This window comes from Paenibacillus sp. J22FR21, from assembly GCF_056269135.1.
The window spans coordinates 1,006,377-1,024,988 of sequence record NZ_JBWDNJ010000001.1; the positions used below are offsets into that span (position 1 = coordinate 1,006,377).

The window sequence follows — 18,612 nt, forward strand, 5'->3', positions numbered from 1 at the left end:
AAGGAGGTGGAAATGACTTGGAGCCAAACTTTCCAGTCGATGTGAACGAAAGTGTGAAAATCAATCATGATGCATTACGCCATATTTTTGATAACTGTGCGGATATCGTATTTAGACCCTTAAAACTCACTGATCAATCCGAAGTTTTACTTGTTTATATAGAAGAGTTTACAGATTCGACTAGACTGGAACAAATCATTTCGGCATGCATGATTAGTCGCGATGTTGAACGGCTGATGCAATATCATATGATTACTCGGTTCTCGGAGGTTATAGCCAACGTTCTCAAAGGCTGTACCGTTATTTTTATAGATGGCAAGCCTTGTGCTTATTTGGCCGAAATGACCGTTTACAAACAACGTGCAATCTCTGAGCCATCGAATGAGGCATCCATTCGCGGGCCGCGTGAAGGATTTACGGAAGATCTCAAAACGAACTTAAGTTTGATTCGAAGAAGAATCAGTCATTCGTCCTTAAAGTTCGAAATGCATCAGGCAGGCGAATTAACCAATACGGATTTTGTCGTGGCGTATATCGAAGAAAAGGTTAAACCAGAGTTGCTCCAAGAAGTCAGAAACCGACTTCAATCTTTTCGCACGAATCAACTGACGGACTCCAGCTATATTGAAGAGTATATCGAGGACAAGACCTTCTCCCTATTTCCACAAATCCAAAATACGGAACGTCCGGACACGGTATCTTCGAGTTTGTTATCCGGCAGGGTAGCCATTATTGTGGACGGCTCTCCAAACGCATTGCTGCTGCCTATGACGTTCTGGTCAGGCTTTCAAGCAGCGGAAGACCACTATGAACGATTTATCTACGTTTCGGCGGTCAGAATATTACGAATCATATTTGTCATTTTGTCATGCCTTCTGCCATCCGTATATGTTGCGCTCACGACGTTCCATCCACAGATGATTCCACTTGCAGTGATGCTCAGTATCTCGGCTTCGAGAGAAGGAATTCCGTTTCCAACCGTTATCGAAACCTTGTTAATGGAATTGATGTTCGAAGGATTGCGGGAAGCCGGTCTTCGATTACCTAAAGCCATTGGTTCGGCAGTGAGTATAGTTGGCGCGTTGGTAATTGGAGAAGCAGCTGTTCAAGCTGGATTTATATCTGCCCCTATAGTGATGATCGTAGCAGGTACCGGGATTGCATCCTTTGCTTTTCCAAGCTATAGCTTGGCCTTGCCGTTTCGAATGCTGCGGTTTCCACTTCTAATCGTAGGCGGTTTCCTTGGTTTATATGGTGTCGCGATCGGAGTCATCTTCATTATGATTCATCTCGTAACGTTAAAGTCGTTCGGGGTTCCTTATTTAAAGCCTGTAGCTCCTATAGGGAAAAATATCTGGAAGGATACGCTTATACGATTTAATAAACGATACGTATCGGCGCATCGAAAATAATGAGGAAAATAGGTTTCATGTCTTGTTTGATCTTGACGCTGTTCATTTCCGGATGTTGGGACAGAAATGAAATAAACGAATACGCGTTTTGGATAGGAACCGCACTGGATTTATCCGAGGAGGGGACGCTGCAGAAAAGTGCTCAGATCGCCGTTCCTGCTGATTTCAAGGCGAGAAGTGGCGGTCAGCAAAGGGCAAACATCGTTCTAACAACGACTGGTACTTCCATCGTAGATTTGGAACAAGAAATTCAAGACAAACTGCCCCGTAAGGTTTTTCTGGGACATCGAAGGTCCATATTCATCGGAGAGAAGCTTGCGCGTAAAGGCTTAACCCAAATCATGGATCAATTCTCACGGAATACCGATACACGTATGCGCACGGATATATTCGTCGTGGATGGTGGAAAAGGAAGCGACGTCCTGAAAATCAACAGTCCCTTTAATCAATTTTCCGCAATCGTTGCCGTAGATCAAGACCGCTTCTGTCGTTTAGGTGACTCTGCCTTACGGGATGTCTTACTTGATGTAGGACGTGATGGCATTCGGCCGTCTATGCCAATGGTTGAGACATCACCTAATAATGTGCTTGAGAAACATAAGATCATCGAAGTGAAATCCGTTGCAATCTTTAATCGACACTTGCAAATGGTCGGTAAGGTGACGGGTAGAGAATCGCTGGAAATGTTCTGGGTGAAAGGCGTATTAAAAAATCAGTTCATTTCGTTGGAAACGGAAGGAGGCGCCGTATCATTATTTGAAACCAACTTGAAGAAAAGCGTTCATACCGAATTTGAAGGAAATAAAATCAAAGCGTACATCAAGCTGGTGGGGACCGGAAGGGTCCTTGAAAACAATACGAATATCGATATCTCAGTAACCTCGGAACGTATTCCGTTAGAACGCAAGCTAAATGAAATGAAAGCCAAGCAAGTAGAGGCAACAATCAAGAAAGTGCAGCTTCAGTATGGACAAGATGTGTTTGGAATCGGAGAAGAGTTTCACAGAGAACATCCGTACAAGTGGAAAGAAATCAAGAGCAGATGGGATCAACTGTTTCCGGCAGTAGAGGTATCGGTTACTGTAAAATTGAGAATTCAGAATACGGGGGCAATTGGAAGACGCATCCCAGGAATAGGAGACAGGAAGTGAAAATTTCTCCTTGGCAATTGTTTTGGATGTTCACCACATTAGAAATTTCAATGAGTATCTGGCTCACGGTGTCTCCTTCAATCGAGATTGCCAGACAGGACGCCTGGATATCCCTATTAGTGGCGGGGGTCATTGGATTATTCGTGACCCTGATTTGTATTCGAGTTTCGCAAAGGCATTCTTCGCTTACCTTGGTGGAGTTTGCTCAGAAGCTGTTTGGGAAGTGGATCGGGAAGCTGATAGGCGTGTTGTATATCATCATGTGGTTTTCAGTTGCGTCAGATATCTTGCGCATTTTCTCCTTGTTCATTAAGCAATTTTTATTTCACAATACGCCGATTTGGGTTATCGCATCGCTAATGGTCGCAGCTATGGTCTATATCAATTTCGCCGGAAGCATCGAAGCGATCGCTCGTTTTAGCGAAATGGCCGGCCCACTTCTTCTGGTGGGCATCTTAGTTACATTCGGATTAAACTTAACTAATTTGCATCCATCGCTAATTTTACCTGTCTACGCAGATACCGGGTTTCAGCTTATAGTGAAAGGGTCTTTTGTGAACGCGTCATTTCTAGGGGAGTCCATGATGATCATGATGTTGACGCCTTTTATCGCAAACTCGCAAAAGTTGGTTAAGCCGACGCTGCTTGCGATATGCGTCCCATCCATAATAGCCGTACTTACAGCAATTATGGTTATTATGACATTCGGAGCCAATATCGGTTCAACCTTAATTTTCCCGTATTTCAGCATGGTTCGATTTATTAACTATTTGGAGTTTGTTCAAAATATGGATGTCTGGATTATGTTCATCTGGATCTTCAGCGTTTTCGTAAAGTTGGCGATCTATTTGTTCATTAACAGCTATGGAACCGCACAATTGCTTGGCATCAAGAACTGGCGAAGAGTTATCCTATTTGCTGCAGCCGTCATTTTCTCGGTCTCACTCGTGCCCGCAAATATAATAGGCATGCTGGATTACGCGAACTTTGTATGGATTCTGTACATATTCCCTATATTCATCGTCGGATTGCCGTTACTTCTATTGATCGTTAGTTTAATTAGAGGGCAATCTCTTATGCATGAATCCAAATAGCTGCGTTGAACTTGACATGAAAAAAAGCCGCGTAAACGCGGCTTATTCTCGAATCCAGACCAGCATTTCCCCCGGCTTACGATTACCCCACTGCGTATAAGGAACCGCATAGATGCTCTGTTTCTCTAGCTTCAGTGATGAGGTTCTATAGAGCGACGAGTTCTCCGCGTCCACATCTTCTTGGCGATATCCTTCAGCGTGCAGCGCTACGGAATTCCCATTATGAACAAGTCGAATTTCAGCATCCGCTGGGAGAATGAGATTCGGAAGGTCAGCACCATTGTCCATTTCCTCGAAGCAGTATACCAGAGGTCCGCGCTGCAAAGCTACGCGACCTGCATTGGCGCGAACGTTAGGATGAGCATAAATACGCTTAGGTTCCATATCTAGCTCGAGAGTGATGACATCGCCTTCTTGCCAGTCACGGGTCAAATAGGCAAAACCTTGACGGATTTCAGGCTCCACAACACTACCATTCAGGGTAAAGTTGGATTGCTCGGACCAAGCTGGAATACGCATCGCGATGGTAAATTCACCGGTTCCCGCCGCAGATGCAACGTGAATACGAACATGGCCATTCCAAGGTAAGCCGCTCTCGAGCTTAAGGTTTACTTGTCGTCCGGCTATTGTATGCGTCGTTTCTGTTCCGATATACAGATGCGTGTAGAGAACATCTGAACTTGCTGTGAACATGTACTGGCCGAGAGAAGAGAGCAGCCTCGAAATATTCGGCGGGCAGCAAGCGCATGCGAACCATTGTTGCCGGGTTGACTTGATGTGATGTTTGCCTGGATTGCCTCTGCCTGCTGCGGGCCACACCTCGAGCGGATTGACGTAGAAGAAGCTTTGTCCATCGCTGGCCAATGCTGCCGTTACCGTATTATATAGCGCGCGTTCCATCACATCCCCGTATTCGCCGTTCGGCTCCAGCTGCAGCATTCGTCTGGCGAAGAAGATCAAACCAATCGATGCACAGGTTTCGGAATAGTTCGTATCATTGGGCAAATCGTAGTCAAATGTGAATGCTTCGCCGTGATGCGTAGAACCGATACTTCCGGTTACATACATCTGCTTGTTCACTACATTACTCCATAACCGCTGGCATGCGGCCAGTAAACTTGCATCCCCCAGATGAAGAGCAAGATCAGCCATAGCGGTGTACATATAGACAGCTCTTACGGCATGTCCGGTTGCTACCTCTTGATTGCGTACCGGCTTATGGGCTTGCAGATAACGTAGATCCTGATGTTCCTTCTGAACGACCCCAGGCGTCCAATAGGTGATACGACCGCGTTTCTCCCATTCTTGGGCCAAGTAATTCGGCTGCTGACCGCGCTCATCAATGAAGAAACTCGCCAGCTTCAAGTATCTCTCTTCTCCAGTGACTTCATAAAGTTTGACTAGAGCTAATTCGATTTCCTGATGTCCGTCGTATCCACGCAGTTTGCCCGGTTCATCCCCGAAGTGAGTATCGATATGATCGGCCAATCGTCTAGCTACGCTCAGCAGGGTCGCCTTGCCGGTTCCTTGATGATAGGCTACAGCTGCTTCGATCAGATGGCCCGCCGTATACATCTCGTGGCAGTCCATCAAGTTCGTAAAGCGAGTACCCGGCTCGGCAATGGAGAAATAGGTGTTCAAATAACCGTCTTCCTGCTGAGCAGAGGCAATTAGGTTAATCGCTTCGTCAGCGAGTTGCTCCAAATCTGCATCCGGTGTAGCGGCAAGGGAGTAGCCGACGGCCTCCAGCCATTTGTACATATCGGTATCCTGAAAAACAAAACCTCCGAAATTCCCTTCTTCCAGTCCTGCTGCAATACGAAAGTTACGTATAACGTGGCTGGGCTCCGCCGATTCTATACGATCGTTCATCGCTTCCCATTGATAGGGAATGACTGTCTCGCGAATCAGATTTACAAATGAAGACCAATAGCTATCTTGGACTTGAACGGCACGAAGGTCGAGTGGGGAGGAGAGGGCTAGTCTATTATCTGTTTTCATGTGTGGTTTCGCTCCTTTGGTTGAACTTGCAAATCTATCATAAATGAAGAGGGAATAGGCTGTCGGTAGGCGAACTAGTAGATTAGGTGTCAAAAACTGACTTCATTCCGAAGAATTCGCCAAGACAGGAGCTGTTGCTGGATTGCTTCCTCTATATGTGCATGAACCTTATCGACTTGTAATGGCCGGTCAGTTTATGTCCGATGAAACGTGGTCACATACGGATCGTACGATTTATGACTACGAGCTTATTATTGGCGTTTCAGGTGTTGTATTCATGGAAACAGATGGCCTTATGTACGAGGTGAAAGCAGGAGATATCCTATTTCTGATGCCCGGTGAACGACATCGCGGATACAGGCTTTCTTCGCCGGGCGTGTCCTTTTATTGGTTTCATTTTCATCTGCCTGAAACACTGGGAAGTGACCCTCTGGGCCAAGTGCCGCGATATGCGGAATGCTCGAATCAGAGCAGAGTCCATATATTAGCTCGTCAATTATTGCATGCAGCCAATGGCGGTTACCGGATTCCGCGAGCGGGGGACTATTATCTGACCTGTCTGTTGATTGAGCTGGCGGAGCAGCTTGAACATTCGAATGAGCTGGAAGCGATGGATCCAAGGCTGCCGCAATTACTGGAATGGACGCGTCTTCATGCACTTGATCGCGATATTTCCGTAGAACGGATAGCCGCCCATCTGGGCTATAACAGGGATTATCTCTCTCGGATGTTCAAGCAGAAATTCGGTTCCGGCCTCCTCAATTATATCCACCATATCAAGCTTGAGACGGCGAAGGAGATCCTTGCGGATTCGAAGCTTCACGTTAAAGAAGTGGCTGTACAGGTAGGTATCGCCGATGACAAGCAGTTTGCCAAGTGGTTCAAGCGATTATCCGGCGTAACGCCGACGGCCTATCGCGAGGCTTTCGCGCGGACAAGGTTGAACAAAGATTAGCGATCAGCTTCTTGGGTGTAGATCGCACTAACCGTATGATGAGAAGGGTGATTAGATGCTTATTGTAAGGCCAATGGAACAAGATGATTTTGATTTTCTGATGGATATGCATTACGAGTCGATTCATATTCTAGAAGACAAACCGCCTAAAGACGAGCTTCTGAATGCACCTGCAATCAAGAAATATAGCGAGGGTTGGGGCAGAAGCGGTGATCAGGCGTTAATCGCATGGCTTGATGCCAAATCGGTAGGGGCTGTTTGGTATCGCTTATTCGATGAATCGGACAAAGGTTACGGATTCGTGGATCGCGAAACACCGGAGCTTGGAATTGCCATACTTCCTGATGCCAGAGGACAGGGAATAGGCAGCGTGCTAATGAACGAGATCATGCTGCAAGCTAGATCTGACGGTTACAAATCTCTATCATTGAGCGTTGATCCTACCAATACTGCAGCAGTTCGGTTGTATGAGAGGCTTGGATTTGAATATTGCGGGATGTGTGGAACTTCATGGACGATGAAGGTAGACCTCTAGAACTTGGAAAACCGTTTTCTAACACTGCCAATCATCCATAGCAGCAGCGGGATCCCGATGAGGAATATGGGGAAAATGACATTTTCCCAGAAAGCAGTGAAGTCTACTTGGGATTCGTCCACATTACGGGGGAACAGAGCGATTGCGAAGATGAGTACGCCGGTGATCCAAAGCAAATGCCGCCATTTGCGGATATGAAACAATTGAGCGGAGCCGTAGCTGGCCATGAACATATAGAGGCATACTTTGATGAATACGGTAAAGCTCATCCCAACAACCAAAAAAATATCGAGATTTTGTATGAACTCCATAACGGATATGTATTGGCTGATGGAATATACGGGGTACACCAGTTTACCCGGAACGGTACTGCCCATCATCATCAACGTGTCGATGATACCGTTTAATAGAATGACCCCGGCAATTCCCACGCTCCATAAACCAGAGGATACCGCCTTTTTCTTATCGGCAAGAAAAGCGACCAGCATCACGATCATAACCGATTCGCTCATGAAAGAAGCCGCAGGTACGCTTCCTGTTATCACAGGCAGCCAGCCCTCTGTGGGCTTGAGTGGGAGCAGACTCTCCAGGTTTAAGTCTTTAAGAGATAGAACTCGGAATAATAAGATGTTAAAGATGATGATAGGTCCGATGATTTCGCTGCAGCGTCCGACGATATGGATGCCTCCGTGTACCGCATATACGATGACCAACAAGATAAACAAGATGATGACCCATAAAGGAGTCAGCACGAATAAGGTCATATGAACAAAGTCCGCAAACTGGCGCAGAATGATGCCGGCTATGACAATCCAAATAAGCAGGTACACGAAGATGATCGCGTTACCTAACCATTTTCCTATTATCTTCGGGACATATTCGACGAACGTGTTCTCTGGATAGAGAAGGCTTAGCTTTATCGCGATATAAGTAACCAGCAAGGATGCCACGCCAGCTAAGACCATGGCGAGTGGTGCACCTTGCTTGGCCTCTTTGAACGTTGGGCCGAGCGCCAGCATGATTGTCATGCCGATCTGCATCGTAAACATCAGCCAGAACAATTGATATTTCGTCAGCTTCATCATAGGGCTCCTTACGGATTATTCCATCGTATTGGGCGGCGGACCTTGAAGTCCGATTCGCCTGATTCTCACGTGAGATTTAACGGTAATTTCAGCATCGGAAAACGCTTGCTCCCATCTGGCGTTCAATGCAGCCCAGTCTTCGGGATGCTGTCGATTTAGTGCTTTTCCAAAGTGGAATACATCGACTTTGAACTGCTTTTGCGCTTTATGAACCACATGTATTACACCTGTCTCGATATGACGGTTCAGCTCGGCTTCGTATAGGCGCAGATGATCGGGATTACGAAGATCTATTGCCGGAATACTCTCGAGAACGACGCCGTTGCCTTTCAAATCGACTTCGATTGTAACTAGACCGCCTTTCACGGATGTGCGCACTTTGCAATTCGGGTTTCGGACACTCACATTGAACGTTCCTTTTCCATTCGGCAAGGCTACCGTGATCGGAACGCTATCCGTTTGATCAGTCACCCATAACCGATACGCACCTTCAAGCCTATCGAAATAACCGACTAATTGCTCCTTCCGATTAAAAACCGCACGACCATATAATTGTATCGTTTTTTTTCGGAGTTTCGTGTCATAGATGATTTCTACGGCAGGAAGCGTCGGACCGCTTCCTTCAACGTTTTGTTCCACTAATAGCTCCAGTAACGAATTGCCGGTTCTCTTGCCAAGACTATGTCTTAATTTAGAAAGGGCTATAGCAGGCATTTTCTCAAGAGGATAGGACATTTGCATAAACGCAAGGGCAGTTCCCCCCTTCACGACCCAAATATCCGATTTAAGCCGGCTATCGGGATCTCGGGTTACAGAGTCCATGAGATTCGTGATGCCGGACACTGCCATCTCTTCTCCAATGTAGATGTTATTGCGATGCCCGCGGGTTATTCTTCGCGACAACTTTAACTGCAAATCTAAGAGACAATCAGACACAGTCGATCCCATTCCCGTTTCGATTAAGTAGCTTTGTTTCTCGCCACCGCCGGCTTCTCCGGATTTTAATGGAATCATGAATTGTCCGATCAACAGAAGCTTTCCATTCTCAAGCAGATCGACGCCGGAACCAAGCTCGAATAAGCGGTCGTTCAATTCGCGGCGATCCCAGCATCCGGTTAACAGAAGCAGAAGAAGGAGAGACGTTAACAAGCCAGGCCGTTTGCTCCGCATATTACCTCCGTGTAGGCTTTCTAATTATTGAGGCCTTTAGTGAAAACTTTTTCCACCAGGGAACGCGTATAAGAACGTCCTTGATTTGATCCGGTTGAAAGGGAGCGATCGGGGATAAGTAGGGGACACCGAATGACTCTAACCTCGCCATATGAATGATGATAATGAGTGTTCCCATAGCGATTCCGTACAAGCCAAGCGCCCCAGAGATAAGAAGAAGGGGAAATCGCAGAATACGGAAAGGAATGCTCATGTTATAACGGGGAATGGCGAAGGACGCGATTCCGGTTAAGGACACGATGATCACCATCGGCGCTGACACGATTCCCGCCTGAACTGCAGCTTCCCCGATAACTAAGGCACCGACGATACTGACAGCGGAGCCAACGGCTTTGGGCAGGCGTACCCCCGCCTCGCGTAAGCCCTCGAAAAGGAATTCCATGAGAAGCGCTTCAATGACGCCCGGGAACGGGACGCCCTCGCGAGCTGACGTGATACTCAGCAAGAAGTTCGTCGGAAGCAGCTGCGGATGAAACGTTGTAATCGCGACGTACATGGAGGGCAGGTACAAGGAAATGGTGAACAGAATAAAACGGGTCCACCTCACCAGCGTGGCATAGATGAACCGTTCGTAATAATCCTCGACAGCTTGAAATGCCGTCCAGAACGTGATCGGAACGATTAGGGCTAGAGGAGTTCCATCGGTTAGAATCGCGACTCTTCCTTCCATCAGGCTCGCTGCCACGATATCCGGACGTTCGGTATTCATGACTTGTGGGAAAGGACTGAATGATGTATCTTCGATAAATTCTTCGATATAACCAGACTCCAGCACGATATCCATTTGGATGTCGGACATGCGCTGTTTGACGAGCTCCACTAAATCCGGGCGTGCTTTTCCCTCTAAATAGGCGATGATGACTTTAGTCTTGGAAAACGTTCCAAGTGTGACGGATACAAACTTAAGTTGTGGCGATTGAATTCTTCGACGCAGGAGACTTGTATTGGTTTGAAGCGTCTCGGTAAAGCTTTCTCTTGGTCCTCGAATAGCCACCTCATTGGCAGGTTCATCGACTCCTCGGTGCTCCGAGGCGGACATATCCAGAATAATCGCTTCCGGTTCGCCGTCTACGAAGACAACAAGGCAAGCTCGCAAGACCGATTCGACAATGATTTGAAGAGAGCTTTCGTTCTGGATCGGCCGTACGATAGCAAAGTGCTCTTTCAAGATGGGGAAGTCGACTGTTTCTTTGCCGACAGTGGTGCCGCTTTTCTCTAATAGCCAGGCTTGAAAGAGCGGCGATTTAATTTCGTTCTTATCGATCATGCCGTCGACGTAGACCATTAGAATCGTACAGCTGTCGGACAACGCAACCCGTTGAAAGATGATGTCAAAGCAATGCTCGAATAGTTGTCGTAGCAGCGCTTCATTTTCGGTCAAATCGGCGCTGATCGTTTCCCGGGGAAATGCTACAGGATTTCGAGAGGAGATCAAGTCGTCACAGCTCCCTCAGTTTTTCCATATTATGCTACGCCAATGGATCCTTTATACCTGTAGGTGACAATAGAAAAAGGCTACCGATTGTAATCGGTAGCCTGCTATTAAAGGAAAGGTAACCCGTATACATCATTTATTTGGGATTGGTAATATCGAATATTTTACCGATCATTCCGGCTGAGCCCAGCGCATTCACGGCGTCGGTTGGGATAAAGATGGTTGTTGCTCGGCCATCTGCCATTTGACCGAGTGCTTCGAAGGATTTATAGGCAAGGATTTGCGCATCCAAGCCTGCTGCTTTAATGGCTTCGATTCTCGCACGCTCCGCATTAGCCACATGTTTAATCGCTTCTGCTTTACCGATCGCTTCCAGTTCCTGTGCTTTTTGCTTAGCTTCCGCATCCAAGATTTGGCGCCGCTTCTCTGCTTCAGCAGCTAGGACAACTGCAGATTGCTGCGCTTCTGCACGCAGTACGGTCGATTGTTTTTCACCTTCAGCCTGCAGAATAATGGCGCGTTTCTCGCGTTCGGCTCGCATTTGTTTCTCCATCGAATTCTGAATATCGGCAGGAATGGCTAATTGCAGCACTTCAACGCGGTCGATACGAACACCCCAATTCTCCGATGCCTGATCGAGTACCAGTCGTAGATCCGTTTGGATGCGGTCGCGGTTGGAGAGGATTTCGTCCAATTCCATTTTGCCAATCGTCGCCCGAAGAGCAGAAGCCACAATATTATGTATGCCTCCAACATAGTTCGCAATTCCGTAAGTCGCGAGCTTAGGATCCACTACACTGAAGAACGTCGCAAGCTCTATACCGATCGCGACATTATCCTTCGTAATGACGGATTGTGAAGGTACCGTTTCCTGATGAATTCGAAGATCGTGACGACCCCGAATCTTATCAATGACCGGTATGATCAAATTCACCCCGGCATGTAGCGTTTTGTTGTATTTTCCAAGCCTCTCCACAATAGCTACGGTTTGCTGGGGAATGATGCGAATCCCTTTGATGACAATAGCAACAACTACGGCCAAAATAACGATAAATACGATTATGCCAACCAAACTGCATCTACTCCTTTGTAACGAATAGTTTAGTTACACTAACCTGGGCGATGGTGACTTTACTTCCTTCCTCGATTCTCTCGTTCGCAACAGCGGACCAAATTTCACCATGCACCTTGACCAAACCGGCCTCATCCGGAGAAATGGTCTGAACGACAAACGCTTCTTGCCCTACCAAATAGTCTGAGAGTTGCGGTATCGTTGATGATTTGGATGAAGAGGGCATTAATTTGCGAAGGAGCGGCAGCAGGAAGATATACATAAGAGCAATCGCGACGACAAACGTGAAGCATTGAACCATAATCGGGAGTCCGGCAAGTGCGGTAATCATAGTGAGGATGGATGCGGCAGCAAGGAGTAGAAAATAGAACGTTCCCGTGTGCAGCTCAATTAATACGAGCACGGCAGTCAGAATCAGCCAAGCTAAGGCGAACATGAATCTCCTCCTTCACGAAGCGTCCATTTCTATAACTATGTTTCTATCTCTTATTCAGAACATTTGAAGGTGTTATATTCCAATAAAATCCTGCAAAAGCAACTCTGATCCCCTATACTAATAGAGTGAAATATAGAAGAAGTGTGAAGTGGGATACGATTAAATGAAATTTGGAGTAATCGTGTTTCGCAGCGTCGTTTCCGTGAATAATGAGAGGATATGGATTGAATTAGGATTCTTTTTGACATTTAATTATTCTAGGAGGGAACAACATGGAAGTATTTGCAGACTATTTGAATGGGATTGATAACCCGCAGCATCGCGCTCGCACGGAAGAAGTTTTGCTGTGGGTAGCGGAGAAATTTCAAGATCTAGAGCCTAAGTTTGCGTGGAAACAGCCGATGTATACCGATCACGGAACCTTTATTATTGGTTTCAGTATATCCAAACAACATTTGGCTGTTGCTCCTGAGAAGGCAGGGATGAATCAGTTCGCAGCTCAGATTAAACAGGCTGGGTATGATCAAACTAAGCTGTTATTCCGTATTCAGTGGGATCAATCGGTAGATTACGATCTACTGGAGCAAATGATCATGTTTAATATTATAGATAAAGCAGACTGTTCGACATTCTGGCGGGTATAAGGAGGCGCGATGATGAAGAAGCTTCGCTGTGCAATACTGGACGACTACCAGCAAGTGGCTTTGACTGCTGCTGACTGGTCACCGGTTCTGGATCGGGTGGAGGTTAAGAGCATCACTCGGCATATCGATCAGCAGGATGAGCTGGTCGAGTTAATAGCGGATTGTGAGATCGTCGTCATTATGCGTGAGAGAACTCCGTTCCGCGCGTCTCTTCTTGACAAGCTTCCCCAATTGAAGCTGCTTATTACGACAGGTATGCGCAATGCGTCGGTTGATCTTGAAGCTGCCGCATCCAAAGGCATCATCGTTTGTGGAACAGGTGGCGCCGGCAATGCAACCGCCGAGCTCACATGGGCGTTATTGCTCGGCTTATCCCGACATATCGTGCAGGAACATAACGCCATCCGAAGCGGTCAGTGGCAAAGCACCATCGGCATAGATTTGTACGGTAAGACCCTTGGTGTTCTTGGACTTGGTAAACTGGGCAGCCAGATCGCGAAATTCGGACAAGCGTTCGGCATGAATGTTCTGGCGTGGAGCCAGAATTTGACGCAGCAGCGAGCGGACGAGGAAGGGGTTAGATTAGCTGCTACGAAGGAAGAGCTTCTGGAAAACAGCGATTTTGTGTCGATCCATCTCGTATTGAGCGACCGCACAAGAGGATTGATTGGTGCCGCGGACCTTAAGCGTATGCGTCCTACTGCATTTCTGATCAATACTTCCCGAGCACCGATCGTTGATCAAATAGCACTTGCGGAAGCTTTACAGAGCGGCTGGATTGCCGGTGCTGCAGTAGATGTATTCGAGGTGGAACCGTTGCCGAAGGAAGATCCGTACCGATCGCTTCCGAATTTGTTAACTACGCCGCATATCGGTTATGTTTCAGAAGCCAGTTATGAGGCATTTTATAGAGACATCGTTCAAGATATAGAAGCCTATTTATCCGGAGAACCGATTCGAATAATGGCCAAGTAGTTGCCGAAACAAATTGGTTGATTGCCACGAAGCACAATGTTCAGGGAATCCATACTATAAAGGTGGTATTGAATAAGGAGGTGCTCCATTGGACTTCAATAAGCTGCTGAACTTGAACATGGGCACGTACACACGCAACATCCCCCTGAAGAATTCATTTGGCAACGTGTTCCCCGTTCTAAATGATGAACTCCTTGCGCAACTGCTTGAGATACAACCCGGAGAGTTAATCCTCGACATAGGCGGCGGTTCGAATCCGTTCACTCGCGCGAATACAGTGACTGAGCCTTATTTGACCCATAATTCTCATCGTTCCGGGACTGGTATTGATACTCGATTTGAATACGTGGAATGTTTTGCGGAGAATATGCCGTTTCGGGATAAAAGCTTCGATTTTGCTCTATCCCGCCAAGTGTTTGAACACACCAACTCTCCCAAAGACGCATGTGAGGAAATGATGCGAGTCGCCAAGCGAGGATTCATTGAAACTCCCCAGAAAATATTTGAGTTGTTGCTAGGTCCTAATCCGTCCCATAATTGGTTTGTATCTCTACAGGGGGATACGATTATCTTCGAGCGGCGGCAGTTTATTCGTCACCCGTTGGGTCATCTCTCTCTAAGTGCCGTACCTTCCTCGCCAGAGCTTCAAGTACTCACACATTGGGAACTCAAAAACCTCAGCAATGTGCAATACTACTGGGTAGGCGCTATCTCATACGAGGTGTTTGATGATCCGAAGGGATTTGATTATAACAACCCGGACCATGCCTCCCAGTCGCATCTTGATGTTGCGCTATGTGCACTCCAGCAAGGTGGTCATTATCTGGATCACCGAGAAGCGGACGCCAGGGAAGCCGTGCGACTTAAGCCCGATTGGTCCCTAGCCCGCAACACACTGGGCATTATCCTGTGGAACCAAGGGAAGAAGCTCGAATCAGTAGCTGAGTTCGCTCGCGCATTTCAATTAGATCCGCGCGAGGAATATGCCCACAATGCTCATCTATCCGAGGATGATGCGCCTGTGCTTGTACGCTTCGAAGATACACTCGCAATGGATGAGGCATTCTACAAGCGATATAGTCAAAGCAGCTATTTTGATATGAATGCGTATTTACATCGACCACATGTGAATCGTTGATGAGGAAAGCGATAACTCGCTTTTCTTTTTTTATGTCGTTTACATTTAAAGGGAAAAGAAGCTTCAATAACGAATTGTAGGAATAGTTCAACTACATATATGAATGACTAACGGCAGGAGGTCCTATGAGAACTTATATTTACATGGTAAGGCATGCGGAATCACCCAGAACGGATCCCAATGAGCGAACACGAGGGCTTACGGACAAAGGTTGGGCTGATTCGCGCAAAATAACTGAAATGCTCAAGAATGAAGGTATTGATAGTTTCATTTCTAGTCCCTATCGCAGAGCGGTACTGACAATCGAAGAAGTGGCTGGTTGCTACGATAAAGAAATAATCGCATTTGAAGATTTGCGAGAAATGACGTTTTCCAAAGATGATGGGCTGTTGTCGGATAAGGATTTTTTCCTGTTCATGGAGAATATGTTCCAAGACCCTGATCTATCATTACCTGGCGGCGAATCATGCCGAGCTTGTACGGATCGTGCTATAGGCGTATTGGCGGGGATTATGGAGAGCCATAAAGGGCAGAAAGTGGTTATCGGCACGCATGGCATGGTGATGACGCTAATGATGCGGTATTTTGACAGTAAATACGATTATGAATTTCTAGTACAGACTTCAAAACCTGATATTTATATTATGGAGTTTGATGAGGGAGTACTGCTTGGCGTACAGAGAATGCAATTTCTATAATCAGAGGAAGTGGAACAACTTTGAGTACACCAGAGTACATTTACAGTCGAATCGTAACAAATGAAAATAGTTTAACTGAATTATTATGTAGTTACATGTCATATAAACCAATTCGCGATCTATTTTTAGGATTGTTTTTAGATCAGTCAGAAATAAATAAATTCAACTATAGTGATTTTACAACACAGTATTCATTAGGTGAAAATGAATGTCGCCCGGACATCGTTATATCTAATGATGAGTACGAAATATTCGTTGAAGTTAAAACTTCGGATTCAGGATTAACTGCAAACCAACCAACTACATACTTGGCATTACTAAATGAGAGTTCAACCACCAAGCAAAAAATGCTAATATTCCTCATTCCAACGAAATACCAACATCTGTCTACATGGGAAACCAAAGTGATAGAGTATGTTCAGGCAGTTCCAAGCCATTTGCGAACAAAGACTGTATACTGGACAGATTTAATAGAAGTTATTAAACAAAGTGAATTGTATTTATTAAGCAATAAAGTAAATGGCTTATTCGGTTTACTAAAATCTTATTTCCTGACTGAACAGGTCACGTTTAATAGTGAGCAAGTTGATTTGATCTACAATAAAGATATTCCGAGCACAATGCTTAAATTATTTGCATTGATTGATTGTGTGAAAGACTATTGCGATCCGGATTTTAATTGTAAAATTCGGACTGATTCTGCAGAGACTTCACTTATAATCAAAAGTAAAGATGGTAATTTCCTATTATGTTTTGGAGTTTGGTATGATTTATGGATAGAACATGGCATTCCTTTATACTACGGTGTAGACGATGATTGTATGGAAAAAAGGGTTGTACAGAATTTTTGTGAGAGAAATGAAAAACTTACTGTAAAGAAGCTAAATCGCACGAAATTCTATCTACAAACCATTCCGCCAGATGTGATAAAGAGTGCTGATTGTTCAGAAACAATATCCAAGATCATTTATACAGAATTAATGGAATTACAAAGATCAAGTCACTCGAGAATAAAAGCGTATTGATCGAAGAGTAACACATACGCACAAAAAGACAGGCAGCCGAAACGGCAGCCTGTCTTTTTATACTCGCTTATTTGAAAAAGAGAAAATGAGTCGGTACCGGCCGAAGTTGACCGTCAGATGGGTGATTCACGATGCGGCCATTGAAAACGAGTGACGATGAGCCTCCGCCGTCTAGGTTATAGCCATCGATCGCGCCGAAGCGCTGAAGGAGCAGCTGCGCTTCTTCAAGTGTCGCGCCTGAACTGCCATTCTCGTTGCGTCCGTCGATAACGAGGAAGAGAAGCTGATTATCCTTGTAATTAGCGACAATCGTTCGTGGTGCACGCAATGGGCTGGTTCGCCATTTGTCGGGTATCGGCTGTGCGTTGCCATTATGTAAGAGCACCGGTACAAACGATGCACCAAACCTCGGATTTTCGCTGTCCAGATGCGATTTGCTCGTATATTTGCCTCCGATGAGCTCTAACTTATCGTTTAGCCCAACGAAGAACAGATCTTTGTAAGTTGGGGAAAAGCCGTTCAAATAATTACCGTTCATCACGGTGGTACCGAGCGGATAGCGCTTGCTGCCGTCATCTGCGAAGCCGCCGGCATTTACACCGGCAATGGCGCGGTAACGATTAACGGCCGCGAGAGTCGTTTCAGCTCCGCCATTCTTGTCTTGACCCAGCACCATTTTCATCGCTTTGGGCGATTTCAGCTTGACCTTCAGCGCATAACCGTTAAAGTGCTGCGCATGAATCACAAACAGCTGTGCGCGGACATTGTCCGAATCAATCTGCTGCGTTGGTGCGCCAATCTTCCGCGTAATGCGCCGATCATAAATGCGAAAGGGCCTGTTAGCTTGTGAGACGGCGAGTGCGACAATGGCGTTCATGTTTTTGCCCGTCGTCGTATAGAGTTGGATCGATTTCTTGAGTGACTTCGCTGTGACGAGTGCCGTTCTCTTCGCTTCGTCTAAACCGGCAGTCAGCTTCGCGGTATCCGCCGGCACGGTTGCCTGTGTTAAGGCAGGCTTCGGGAATGTACTGTCCGGAAGTGTGATCGACAGATCCGAGGCCATCAGCCAAATGACCAGTCCGATGAACGGGGCACATGCCATAAGAAAGAACCTATTGATTTGCTTAACATTCAACGTCATTTCAGCACATCCAAACTTTTCTGCAGTTCGGCCAGTTTTTTCTTAACCTCATTCAGCTGCGTGAATAGTTTGTTGCTGTTGTCGGTTTTTGAATTCGTATTATCTTTCGTGAACTCCAAGAGTTCGTTAAGTGCGTCTACTTTGCCCTGCACCTTACTCAGTTCGCCCGAGAAATCAGTCTGCATTTGCTTCAGCTGTGCATCGTAATTTTGCTGCATCGTCGTAATTTGCTGCGCCGTTTGAGCGCTAATATCTTGCGTCAGTTTGTCTTTCACTTGGCCGGTATACCAGACAGTGCCTATAACGCCACAGCTGATCAACAGCGCCCAGGCTGCAAGAAACATCGGAACAGATGGTTTTGATTTACGGGAAGTTCTCTCGACGGAACGGCTTGCCGACGTCGGGACGTTCGTTTCCATGCTATGAATCGCTCCTCTTACTATCATTCAGAACCTCTATTCTACCACAAAAGTAGTAGGGGAAAAAGAAACGCCGGTGCTAGAGAATAACTTGAAACCTTTTTGTCTTCTGCTTGAAGGGGTTTAACCCGACCTATCGAATATTCACAATATTAAAGTCAGAAGA

Annotated in this window: 18 protein-coding genes; 10 read left to right on the plus strand and 8 right to left on the minus strand. The window is 46.2% G+C overall.

Annotated features, from left to right (window positions below; genetic code table 11):
• The first annotated feature begins 17 nt into the window (after positions 1–17).
• From AC0YNS_RS04985 to AC0YNS_RS04995, 3 genes are read left to right on the plus strand one after another with little or no spacing between them, the layout of a single operon-like run.
• Positions 18–1,412, plus strand: a complete 1,395-nt coding sequence (locus AC0YNS_RS04985) for a spore germination protein (RefSeq protein ID WP_475779904.1) — start codon at positions 18–20, stop codon at positions 1,410–1,412.
• A gap of 17 nt (positions 1,413–1,429) precedes the next feature.
• Positions 1,430–2,563 carry a Ger(x)C family spore germination protein gene (locus AC0YNS_RS04990; protein WP_475779905.1) on the plus strand — a complete coding sequence of 378 codons (1,134 nt, stop codon included), beginning with the start codon at positions 1,430–1,432 and terminating at the stop codon, positions 2,561–2,563.
• Positions 2,560–3,657 (plus strand): GerAB/ArcD/ProY family transporter, encoded by a 1,098-nt coding sequence (locus tag AC0YNS_RS04995; RefSeq protein WP_475779906.1) that lies wholly within the window; start codon positions 2,560–2,562, stop codon positions 3,655–3,657. Before AC0YNS_RS04990 ends, AC0YNS_RS04995 begins: the two co-directional genes overlap by 4 nt.
• A 42-nt stretch (positions 3,658–3,699) precedes the next feature.
• Here AC0YNS_RS04995 and AC0YNS_RS05000 read toward each other — a convergent pair whose 3' ends face one another.
• Entirely contained in the window at positions 3,700–5,658 is a 1,959-nt protein-coding gene (locus AC0YNS_RS05000; RefSeq protein WP_475779907.1) for a glycoside hydrolase family 127 protein, read from the minus strand.
• A gap of 142 nt (positions 5,659–5,800) precedes the next feature.
• Here AC0YNS_RS05000 and AC0YNS_RS05005 point away from each other — a divergent pair, with 142 nt between their 5' ends.
• A complete protein-coding gene (locus AC0YNS_RS05005; protein ID WP_475779908.1) occupies positions 5,801–6,613 on the plus strand; it encodes a helix-turn-helix domain-containing protein in 813 nt (270 codons plus the stop codon).
• Positions 6,614–6,668: 55 nt separating this feature from the next.
• Positions 6,669–7,148: an N-acetyltransferase family protein gene (locus AC0YNS_RS05010; RefSeq protein WP_475779909.1), complete on the plus strand. Its 480-nt coding sequence runs from the start codon at positions 6,669–6,671 to the stop codon at positions 7,146–7,148.
• On the opposite strand, the gene AC0YNS_RS05015 is transcribed toward AC0YNS_RS05010, so the two are convergent.
• The 5 genes from AC0YNS_RS05015 to AC0YNS_RS05035 all read right to left on the minus strand — a co-directional run bounded on the left by AC0YNS_RS05015 (position 7,145) and on the right by AC0YNS_RS05035 (position 12,406).
• Positions 7,145–8,233, minus strand: a complete 1,089-nt coding sequence (locus tag AC0YNS_RS05015; protein ID WP_475779910.1) for a GerAB/ArcD/ProY family transporter — start codon at positions 8,231–8,233, stop codon at positions 7,145–7,147. The two genes, AC0YNS_RS05010 and AC0YNS_RS05015, sit on opposite strands and share 4 nt — an antisense overlap.
• A gap of 15 nt (positions 8,234–8,248) precedes the next feature.
• On the minus strand, positions 8,249–9,403 hold the full coding sequence (locus tag AC0YNS_RS05020) for a Ger(x)C family spore germination protein (RefSeq protein WP_475779911.1): 1,155 nt from the start codon (positions 9,401–9,403) through the stop codon (positions 8,249–8,251).
• Between the two features lies 1 nt (position 9,404).
• Positions 9,405–10,898: a spore germination protein gene (locus AC0YNS_RS05025; RefSeq protein ID WP_475779912.1), complete on the minus strand. Its 1,494-nt coding sequence runs from the start codon at positions 10,896–10,898 to the stop codon at positions 9,405–9,407.
• A 136-nt stretch (positions 10,899–11,034) separates the two neighbouring features.
• Positions 11,035–11,970: an SPFH domain-containing protein gene (locus tag AC0YNS_RS05030; RefSeq protein ID WP_475779913.1), complete on the minus strand. Its 936-nt coding sequence runs from the start codon at positions 11,968–11,970 to the stop codon at positions 11,035–11,037.
• A gap of 7 nt (positions 11,971–11,977) precedes the next feature.
• Positions 11,978–12,406 carry an NfeD family protein gene (locus AC0YNS_RS05035; RefSeq protein ID WP_475779914.1) on the minus strand — a complete coding sequence of 143 codons (429 nt, stop codon included), beginning with the start codon at positions 12,404–12,406 and terminating at the stop codon, positions 11,978–11,980.
• Between the two features lie 272 nt (positions 12,407–12,678).
• Between AC0YNS_RS05035 and AC0YNS_RS05040 the strand changes: the two genes are divergently transcribed.
• The 5 genes from AC0YNS_RS05040 (at position 12,679) to AC0YNS_RS05060 (ending at position 16,886) form a co-directional block, all read left to right on the plus strand.
• Positions 12,679–13,050, plus strand: a complete 372-nt coding sequence (locus tag AC0YNS_RS05040) for an iron chaperone (protein WP_475779915.1) — start codon at positions 12,679–12,681, stop codon at positions 13,048–13,050.
• A 9-nt stretch (positions 13,051–13,059) separates the two neighbouring features.
• Positions 13,060–14,025: a D-2-hydroxyacid dehydrogenase family protein gene (locus tag AC0YNS_RS05045; RefSeq protein ID WP_475779916.1), complete on the plus strand. Its 966-nt coding sequence runs from the start codon at positions 13,060–13,062 to the stop codon at positions 14,023–14,025.
• Positions 14,026–14,113: 88 nt separating this feature from the next.
• Positions 14,114–15,163 carry a class I SAM-dependent methyltransferase gene (locus AC0YNS_RS05050; RefSeq protein ID WP_475779917.1) on the plus strand — a complete coding sequence of 350 codons (1,050 nt, stop codon included), beginning with the start codon at positions 14,114–14,116 and terminating at the stop codon, positions 15,161–15,163.
• A 125-nt stretch (positions 15,164–15,288) separates the two neighbouring features.
• The gene (locus AC0YNS_RS05055; RefSeq protein WP_475779918.1) at positions 15,289–15,861 is read left to right on the plus strand and encodes a histidine phosphatase family protein; all 573 of its coding nucleotides are present in this window, start codon (positions 15,289–15,291) and stop codon (positions 15,859–15,861) included.
• A 20-nt stretch (positions 15,862–15,881) separates the two neighbouring features.
• Positions 15,882–16,886 carry a hypothetical protein gene (locus AC0YNS_RS05060; RefSeq protein WP_475779919.1) on the plus strand — a complete coding sequence of 335 codons (1,005 nt, stop codon included), beginning with the start codon at positions 15,882–15,884 and terminating at the stop codon, positions 16,884–16,886.
• Positions 16,887–16,953: 67 nt separating this feature from the next.
• On the opposite strand, the gene AC0YNS_RS05065 is transcribed toward AC0YNS_RS05060, so the two are convergent.
• Together AC0YNS_RS05065 and AC0YNS_RS05070 are read right to left on the minus strand one after the other, a co-directional pair.
• Complete coding sequence (locus tag AC0YNS_RS05065; RefSeq protein ID WP_475779920.1) at positions 16,954–18,027, minus strand: phosphodiester glycosidase family protein; 1,074 nt, start codon at positions 18,025–18,027, stop codon at positions 16,954–16,956.
• On the minus strand, positions 18,024–18,446 hold the full coding sequence (locus AC0YNS_RS05070; protein WP_475779921.1) for a hypothetical protein: 423 nt from the start codon (positions 18,444–18,446) through the stop codon (positions 18,024–18,026). Before AC0YNS_RS05070 ends, AC0YNS_RS05065 begins: the two co-directional genes overlap by 4 nt.
• Positions 18,447–18,612: the final 166 nt, after the last annotated feature.